Genomic DNA, 8,096 nt, shown 5'->3' with positions numbered 1-8,096 from the left:
CTGGCGCGCGCTGGCCGCGTTCCGCAACGGGCGCGCGCCGCACGACGCCAGCCGCAGCGCCCTGGCCGCGATCGACGCGGCGGCCCGGCAATGGCGGCGGCGCCTGCGCTGCGATGCCACGCCGCCGGCCGACATCGAAGCGCACGAGCTCGGCGACCTGCTCGCCCACGCCTTTCCCGACCGCATCGCCGCGCGCCATCCGAATGATCCGCTGCGCTACCAGCTGGCCAATGGCCGCAGCGCGCGCCTGTTCGACAACAGCGACCTGCGCGGCGAGCCCTGGCTGGTGGTCAGCGAACTGCGCTTCGAAGCGCGCGATGCCCTGATGCTGCGCGCCGCGCCGGTGGACGAAGCGCGCCTGCGCAGCGATTTCCCGAAGCGCTTCCACCAGCACGACGTGGTGCGCTGGAACAGCGAACGGCGGGCGCTGGAGGCCCGCCGCGAATCCGGCTTCGACCGCATCGTGCTGGACAGCCGCCCGGCCGGAAAGGTCGATCCGGCGCAGGCCGCGCGCGCGCTCACCGACGCGGTCGGCGAACTGGGGCTGGACGCCCTGCCGTGGACCGGCAACCTGCGGCAATGGCGCCATCGCGTGCAGGGCCTGCGCCACTGGATGCCGGAACTGGAACTGCCGGACCTGTCCGACGCGGCGCTGCTGGCCACGCTCGACGACTGGCTGCTGCCGGCCTTCGCCGGCAAGACCCGACTGGACGCTCTCGGCGAGCAGGAACTGGGCGAGGCGCTGAAGTCCGGCGTCGACTGGAACGCACGCCAGCTGATCGACCGTCATGCACCGGTGCGCGTCGGCGTGCCGTCCGGCATGGAGCGCGCCATCGACTACGCGATGGACGACGACGGCATCACCCCGCGCCCGCCGGTGCTGGCGGTGAAACTGCAGGAACTGTTCGGCCTGGCCGACACCCCGCGCATCGCCGATGGCCGCATACCGCTGCTGCTGCACCTGCTCTCCCCCGGCGGCAAGCCGCTGCAGGTCACCGGCGACCTGCGCAACTTCTGGCAGAACACCTATGCCGAGGTGAAGAAGGAGATGAAGGGGCGGTATCCGCGGCATCCGTGGCCTGATGATCCGTGGAGCGCGACCGCAACACACCGCGCAAAGCCACGCGGGACGTGAGAATCAATCTCCCGTAGCGACGGTGACACAGGGCTGGACCATGAATTCATGCGTGGCGCGGAGCGCGACCGCTACGCATCGCGCAAAGCCACACGGGACATGGGGACCCCTCTCCCGTGGCGACGGTGGCATGGGGCTGGGCTGCGAATGCATGCGTGGGGCGGAGCGGCACGGCGGCACATCGCGCAAAGCCCGTGGACCCGGGCAACGCGGCTCACCGTAGAGCGGGGCAACGCCCCGCTGGGGCTTTCCCGGGCAGGCCGCGTACCCGCGGACCGCAACGCGCATCGCCATGGCAGCGCATGCCCCGTTCCCGGCTAACATTTCCTGCACGCCGGTCCCGCGACACTGCGTGCCTGCCCCTGCAACCGAGGATCCCCATGAGCAAGTTCAGCGACATCACCGGAACGGCCCTGGAACGGGCCATGGAACTGGCCAGCCACGCCGGCGACAGCCTCAAGAGCGGAGGTTCCAATGCCGCCGACTGGCTCAAGGCCGGTGCCGCGATCGGTGCGATGAAGACCGGCGGCCGCGCGGTCGGCCGGGCGGCGCGCCGCAACCCCACCGCCACCGTCGCCGTGGCCGCGGTCGGCCTGGGCCTGATCGGCTACGCGATCTACCGCAAGAACAAGCGCGACAATGCCGCGCTGGAGGCGAAATCGCAGCAGATCGCCCAGCGTCGCCGCGCCACCACCACGGTGGACGAAACCAGCGATATCGGCAGCGACACCTGAAGCAGGGAACGCGTGAAAAGGAACGGGTAGAGGCAGGAACCGCATGCGTTCAAGCTGCATGTGAACCTGCCCTGGGTTCTTGCGCTGCCCTCACCCGTTCCTATTCACCGACCCACCGCCACTGCCCCGGCTGCAGGCCATCCAGCGCATGCGGCCCCATCGAGGCACGCACCAGGCGCAGCGTCGGCAGGCCTACCGCGGCGGTCATGCGCCGCACCTGGCGGTTGCGCCCCTCGCGGATCGTGACCGCCAGCCAGGCATCGGGCACGGTCCTGCGGAAACGCACCGGGGGATCGCGCGGCCACAGTGCCGGCGCCGTTTCCAGCCACTGCACGCGCGCCGGCAGGGTCGGCCCATCGTTGAGCAGCACGCCGTCGCGCAGTGCCTGCAGCTTCTCCGGCGCCGGCACACCCTCCACCTGCACCCAGTAGGTCTTGTCCTGCTTGTGGCGCGGATCGGTCAACCGGTGCGCGAGGCCGCCGTCATCGGTGAGCAGCAGCAGGCCCTCGCTGTCGTAATCCAGGCGCCCGGCCGCATACACGTCCTTCGGCAACCCGAAACCGGCCAGCGTCGCCCGCGGCGGCTGGCTGCGGTCGGTGAACTGGCACAGGACGTTGAAGGGCTTGTTGAAGGCGATGAGCATGGCGGACACGAAGAGGAAATCAGCGGCGCGGAAGCGGCAAGGGCCGCAGCGATGGCGGCCCTTGCCTGTACAACAACCAGACGCGTTACGGGCGCGGCTTCACGAACCGCAGCGTCATCCGGTCGCTCTCGCCGATGGCCTTGTACCTGGCATCGTCGGCGGCATCGTGGGTGTTGGAAGGCGGCAGCGTCCACACGCCGTTGGGATGGTCCTTGGTATCGCGCGGATTGGCGTTGATCTCGCTGCGTTCCTCGAGCTTGAAACCGGCCGCCTCGGCCATGGCGATCACCTGCGCCTGGCCGACGTAACCGCTCTTGTCGTCGGCCGGAACGTCGGCCTTGGCGCGGTGCTCCACCACCCCCAGCGTGCCGCCCGGCCTGAGCACCGCGAAGAACGCGCGGAACATGCCCTCGGCCTGGTTGCTGGCGCGCCAGTTGTGCACGTTGCGGAAGGTCAGCACCACGTCGGCCGAACCCGGCTTGCCGAGCACCGGCGCGGCCGGGTCGTAGGCGACGACCGTGGTCTTGTCGAACAGCGCCGGCGCGCCGGCGAACTTCTTTTCCAGCCCGTCGCGGGTGCGCTGCTGGTAGTCGCGGCCGCCGCCGGCCGGCAGGGCCTGCGGATCGACCACCGCCGCCACGTAATGCCCCTGCCCGCGCAGGTACGGCGCCAGGATCTCGGAGTACCAGCCACCGCCCGGGGTGATCTCGATCACCGTCTGCTGCGGCTGCACGCCGAAGAATTCCAGCGTCTGCAGCGGATGCCGGTATTGGTCGCGCGCGGCGTTGGCGGCGCTGCGCCAGTCGCCGGACACGGCGGCCTGCAACGGCGCGGAGGCCGGGGCGCCATGCATGGCGGCGTGGTCGTGGCCGGCGTGCGCGTGCTCCTGCGCGGCAACGGGCAGCGCGGCGAACAGCAGGCAGGCGGCAACCAACGGGGCGGTCGTCTTCATCGGAATGTTCCACGGTTGGAGTGCAGCGAGCCTAGCACGCGCGTGCGATGCGCTCGCAGGGCTGGAATGTTCACGACCCGTTAGCGCGCGCAGCTCATGCGGAACGCTGTTTTCACCTCGCCGCAACGGAACCGGCATATGCGGCGTCTATGCTGTTATGCCGATTCCAAGGAGGTGCGCATGACCCGGTTCCGCGAACTCGGCCGTTCCGGCCTGCAGGTCGGCCCCATTGCGTTCGGCGGCAACGTCTTCGGCTGGAGCGCGGACGAGAAGACCGCCTTCGCCCTGCTCGACGCCTTCGTCGAGGCCGGCTTCAACCTGGTCGATACCGCCGACGTGTATCCGGCGTGGGTGCCGGGCAACAAGGGCGGCGAATCGGAAACCATCATCGGCCGCTGGCTCGGCCGCGGCGGCAGGCGCGACAAGGTGGTGCTCGCCACCAAGGTCGGCAAATGGGCCGAGCGCCCGGGCCTGTCGGCCGACAACATCCATGCCGCCATCGACGACTCGCTGCGGCGCCTGCGCACCGACGTGATCGACCTGTACCAGGCGCACGAGGACGACGAATCGGTGCCGCTGGAAGAAACCCTGGGCGCCTTCGCGCGCCTGGTCGAAGCCGGCAAGGTGCGGGCGATCGGCGCGTCCAACTACAGCGCGTCCCGCCTGCGCGATGCGCTGAAGGTATCGGCCGATTACCACCTGCCGCGCTACGAGAGCCTGCAGCCCGAGTACAACCTCTACGACCGCGCCGGCTACGAAGCGGAACTGGAGCCGCTGGCGCGCGGACAGGAGCTGGGCGTGATCGGCTATTACGCGCTGGCCAGCGGCTTCCTCAGCGGCAAGTACCGCAGCGCCGACGACGCCGGCAAAAGCGGCGCGCGCGGCGCCAAGGTCGTCGCGCATTATCTGAACCCGCGCGGGCTGCGCATCCTCGCCGCGCTCGACGATGTCGCCGCCGCGCACCGGGCGACGCCGGCGCAGGTCGCACTGGCCTGGCTGATCGCACGGCCCGGCATCACCGCGCCCATCGTCAGCGCCACCGGCGTGGCGCAGCTGCACGAGATCCTCGCCGCCGCGCGGCTGTCGCTGTCGGCGCAGGAAATCGCCCAGCTGGATGCCGCCAGCGCCGAAGCCTGAATGCGGCGCGGGTTGAACCCCGCGCCGACCCGGTCGTAGCATCCGGCCTACAGGGGGCGGACCGCGAACGGAGACCGCTCATGCAGAACCCGCACACTGCAAGCCTTCGCAGCCTCGATGTGGACGCCGAGATGGCCTATTGGCGCAGCGTCCATGCCATCGGCCGGCTCGGCCACCACGACTTCGACCAGTACCGGCGCCTGCTGCAGATGGGCTTCGAGGTCTACCTGGCGTGGCCGCGCGCCAGCGAGGAACAGCTCTACCGCGCGCTGCAGGACAGCTATCACCGGCACGCGCCGGCGCTGGCGGTGCCCTGGGACGAAGCGCGCTGGCTGGTGCGCCATGCCTGGCACCATGCCGAGCAGGCGCAGTCGCTGCACTGAAGCGCGCAGGATCCGGCAGGCGCGTCAGGCCGGCGCATGCAGCCAGTCGCGCAGCGCCGCGCTGACCTCGTCGGGCTTCTCCATCGGCGCCAGGTGCCCGCAACCGGGCAGCACCACCAGCCGCGAATGCGGCGCCAGCGCGTGCATTTCCTCGCTGACCGGCAGCGGCGTGATGCGGTCGTTGGCGCCGCACATGATCAGCAGCGGATCGCGGTAGGCGGCCAGCACGTCGTGGCCGTCGGGCCGCTCCAGCGCGCTCTGCCGCAGGAACACTTCCGCGCCCAGGCGCGAGGTCATGTCGCGCACGCGCTGCACCAGCGCCTGGTCGTCCAGGCGCGAGGCGTCGATGTAGCTGCGCATCAGCCTGTCGCCGAAACCGTGGAAGGTGCCGGGCAGGCGCACGCTGGCCCGCTGCGCGCGGCGCTGTGCGGCGCGCTCCGGCGAATCGGCATGGATCGAGGCGTCGACCAGCGCCAGCCGCCGCACGCGTTCCGGGGCGACGCGCAGGATCTGCTGGGCGACGAACCCGCCCAGCGAGAACCCGGCCAGCGCGAAGCGTGGCGGCGCCTGCGCCAGCACGTCCTCGGCCACCGCCTGCAGGGTTTCGCCGCGGGTCTGGTCGCCGACGATGCAGTCGGCGATGTCGGACAGGGCGGCGATCTGCGCGCGCCACAGCTCGGCATCGTTGAGCAGGCCGGGCAGCAACAGCAGCGGAACTTTCCCGGGCGCGTTCCCGGCGATGGCGGTTTCCATGGCGCCATTGTCGCGTCCGCGGCCGCCGACAGGTAGCTGGTGCGGGCACCACGACCGGATCTGGCGTTGCCGCCGTCCGCATGATCGGCGCCGATCACGCCGTTGGGCCCGCCGTGCGCGCAGCCCATCCACAGCGCATGCCGCCCGAACGCGCGGCCATCCCGGGCAACTCTCTCGGCGCGAACGGAGGCGCGGGCCGCGCCTTCACCGCCCCGGCGCGGTTCGCACGCGCCCCTGGAAGCCGCCCAGGGAATCGCTGCCCGACGCTGGATCAGGCCGTTTCCAGCGGCTGCACCGGCAGCGTGACGTTCATGAGGGTCGGATCGTCCGGATCGGGCTTGACCTTGAAGCCCAGCGTGCGGCACATCGCCAGCATGGTGCTGTTCTCGCGCAGCACCTGGCCTTCGACCATGTTGAGGCCCTGCCAGCCGGCGTACTCGATCATGATCTGCATCAGCTTCCAGCCGATGCCGTGGCCCTTGAGGTCGGAGCGGATCAGGATGCCGTACTCGCCGCGGTCGTAGTCGGCGTCGGCGTGCAGGCGCACCGCACCGAGCATGTCGCCGCTCCTGGGGTCGATGGCCACCAGCGCGATCGAGCGCGCGTAGTCGAGCTGGGTCAGGCGCGCGATGAACTCGTGGCTGAAATGCTTGACCGACTGGAAGAAGCGCAGCCGCAGGTCGTCGTCGCTGACGCGGGCGAAGAAGGCGCGGAACAGCGCGTCGTCCTCCGGCCGCACCGGGCGCACGAAGGCCTTGCCGCCGTCGGACAGGTCGATGCTGCGTTCCCACTCGGTCGGGTACGGGAAGATCGCGAAGCGCGGATGGCCGCGGCCCTTGTGCAGGCGCCGCACCGGGGCAATGGCGATGCGCGCGTCCAGCGCCATCACGCCGTCGCGGTCGGCCAGCAGCGGATTGAGGTCCAGGCCGCGGATCTCGGGAATGTCGGCGGCCAGCTGCGCCAGCTTGACCAGCACCAGCGCCACCGCGCGCTCGTCGGCGGCGGGCACGTCGCCATAGGCCTTGAGGATGCGCGAGACGCGGGTGCGGCCGATCACCTCGTGGGCCAGGCGCAGGTCCAGCGGCGGCAGCGCCAGGGTCTTGTCGTCGATCACTTCCACCGCGATGCCGCCGCGGCCGAACACCAGCACCGGGCCGAACACCGGGTCGTCGGCGATGCCTGCGATCAGCTCGCGCGCCTTGGGCCGCACCAGCGTCGGCTGCACCAGCACGCCTTCGATGCGCGCCTGCGGGCGCAGTTCGCGCGCGCGCTGCAGGATCGAGGTCGCCGCCATGTGCACCGCCTGCAGCGTGCCCAGGTTCAGGCGCACGCCATCGACGTCGGACTTGTGCGGGATGTCCGGCGAGAACACCTTCACCGCGACGGTCGCGCCCCGCTCCAGCAGCGGCTGCGCAAGATCCATCGCCTCGTGCGCGTCGCGCGCGACCATCACCGCCAGCGACGGAATGCCATAGGCCTGCAGCAGCGCGTGCGTGGCCACCGGGTCCAGCCATTGCTGGCCGTTGTCCAGCGCCGCCTCCACCAGCGCGCGCGCGGCGGCGACGTCCACCACGAAATCGGCGGGCAGGCTCGGCGGCGTTTCCATCAACGCCGCCTGCGCCTGGCGGTAACGCACCAGGTGCTGGAAACCGCGCACCGCCTCGGCCTCGCTGGGATAGGTCGGCACCCGCGCGGTGTTGAGCGTGGCCGTTGCCTGTTCGTCGTTGCCCAGCCAGACCGCGAACACCGGCTTGTCGCGCAGCTGCCGCGAACGCAGGCCGAGCGTGCGGGTCAGCGCCTGCGCCGCTTCGGCCGAGGAGGTGAACGCGGTCGGCACGTTGACCACCAGCAGCGCATCGTTGGCCTCGTCGGCCAGCAGCGCCTCCACCGCGGCCGCGTAGCGCTCGCCGCCGGCGTCGACCACGATGTCGACCGGGTTGTCGCGCGACCAGCCCTGCGGCAGCGCGCGGTCCAGCTGCTCGATGGTGGCCGGCGACAACGCCGCCAGCGTGCCCCCCAGCGCCTGCAGCTGGTCCACCGCCAGCCGGCCGATGCCGCCGCCGTTGCTGAGGATCGCCAGCCGGTGGCCCGGGAACGTACCGAGCCGGCCCAGCGTCTCGGCCGCGGTGAACAACTCATCCAGCGCGTTGACCCGCAGCAGGCCGGCGCGGTTGAAGGCCGCCCCGTACACCGCATCGGACGCGGCCAGCGTCTGCGAATGGGTCTGCGCGCGGGCCTCGGCGCTGCGCGGCTGGCGCCCGGACTTGACCACCACCACCGGCTTGGCGCGCGCGGCCGCGCGCGCGGGGGGGCGGGGCAGGGGGGGGGGGGGGGGGGGGGGGGGTTTTAAACACGGGCG

The 8,096-nt window shown here is 71.2% G+C and carries 8 protein-coding genes; 4 read left to right on the top strand and 4 right to left on the bottom strand.

The features are described 5' to 3' along the window. Together QMX80_RS17195 and QMX80_RS17190 are read left to right on the top strand one after the other, a co-directional pair. A partial coding sequence (locus QMX80_RS17195; protein WP_282278386.1) for an ATP-dependent helicase C-terminal domain-containing protein occupies window positions 1-1,135 on the top strand: 1,135 nt, incomplete at its 5' end. Window positions 1,136-1,515: 380 nt separating this feature from the next. Continuing rightward, entirely contained in the window at window positions 1,516-1,869 is a 354-nt protein-coding gene (locus tag QMX80_RS17190; RefSeq protein WP_055767095.1) for a hypothetical protein, read from the top strand. Between the two features lie 100 nt (window positions 1,870-1,969). On the opposite strand, the gene QMX80_RS17185 is transcribed toward QMX80_RS17190, so the two are convergent. After that, entirely contained in the window at window positions 1,970-2,512 is a 543-nt protein-coding gene (locus QMX80_RS17185) for a pseudouridine synthase (RefSeq protein WP_273081575.1), read from the bottom strand. A gap of 85 nt (window positions 2,513-2,597) precedes the next feature. Next, window positions 2,598-3,365 (bottom strand): methyltransferase, encoded by a 768-nt coding sequence (locus QMX80_RS17180; RefSeq protein ID WP_235504272.1) that lies wholly within the window; start codon window positions 3,363-3,365, stop codon window positions 2,598-2,600. A 279-nt stretch (window positions 3,366-3,644) separates the two neighbouring features. On the opposite strand from QMX80_RS17180, the gene QMX80_RS17175 reads away from it, so the two are divergent. Continuing rightward, the gene (locus QMX80_RS17175; RefSeq protein ID WP_273081449.1) at window positions 3,645-4,601 is read left to right on the top strand and encodes an aldo/keto reductase; all 957 of its coding nucleotides are present in this window, start codon (window positions 3,645-3,647) and stop codon (window positions 4,599-4,601) included. Window positions 4,602-4,681: 80 nt separating this feature from the next. Beyond that, window positions 4,682-4,984 (top strand): hypothetical protein, encoded by a 303-nt coding sequence (locus tag QMX80_RS17170; protein ID WP_055767104.1) that lies wholly within the window; start codon window positions 4,682-4,684, stop codon window positions 4,982-4,984. A 24-nt stretch (window positions 4,985-5,008) separates the two neighbouring features. On the opposite strand, the gene QMX80_RS17165 is transcribed toward QMX80_RS17170, so the two are convergent. Further along, window positions 5,009-5,737, bottom strand: coding sequence for an alpha/beta hydrolase (locus QMX80_RS17165; protein ID WP_282278385.1), 729 nt, complete (start codon window positions 5,735-5,737; stop codon window positions 5,009-5,011). A 271-nt stretch (window positions 5,738-6,008) separates the two neighbouring features. Beyond that, the coding region (locus tag QMX80_RS17160; protein ID WP_282278384.1) for a GNAT family N-acetyltransferase at window positions 6,009-8,096 on the bottom strand (2,088 nt) is incomplete at its 5' end.

The sequence above is a fragment of the Stenotrophomonas sp. PS02297 genome (assembly GCF_029959705.1).
GTDB lineage: Bacteria > Pseudomonadota > Gammaproteobacteria > Xanthomonadales > Xanthomonadaceae > Stenotrophomonas > Stenotrophomonas nitritireducens.
This window is presented reverse-complemented; position numbering and strand designations above follow the sequence as displayed.

Excerpts from the sequence above, each read along its gene's own strand:
- QMX80_RS17190 (WP_055767095.1), top strand. The coding sequence starts at position 1,516 with ATGAGCAAGTTCAGCGACATCACCGGAACGGCCCTGGAACGGGCCATG.
- QMX80_RS17185 (WP_273081575.1), bottom strand. The coding sequence starts at position 2,512 with ATGCTCATCGCCTTCAACAAGCCCTTCAACGTCCTGTGCCAGTTCACC.
- QMX80_RS17180 (WP_235504272.1), bottom strand. The coding sequence starts at position 3,365 with ATGCATGGCGCCCCGGCCTCCGCGCCGTTGCAGGCCGCCGTGTCCGGC.
- QMX80_RS17175 (WP_273081449.1), top strand. The coding sequence starts at position 3,645 with ATGACCCGGTTCCGCGAACTCGGCCGTTCCGGCCTGCAGGTCGGCCCC.
- QMX80_RS17170 (WP_055767104.1), top strand. The coding sequence starts at position 4,682 with ATGCAGAACCCGCACACTGCAAGCCTTCGCAGCCTCGATGTGGACGCC.
- QMX80_RS17165 (WP_282278385.1), bottom strand. The coding sequence starts at position 5,737 with ATGGAAACCGCCATCGCCGGGAACGCGCCCGGGAAAGTTCCGCTGCTG.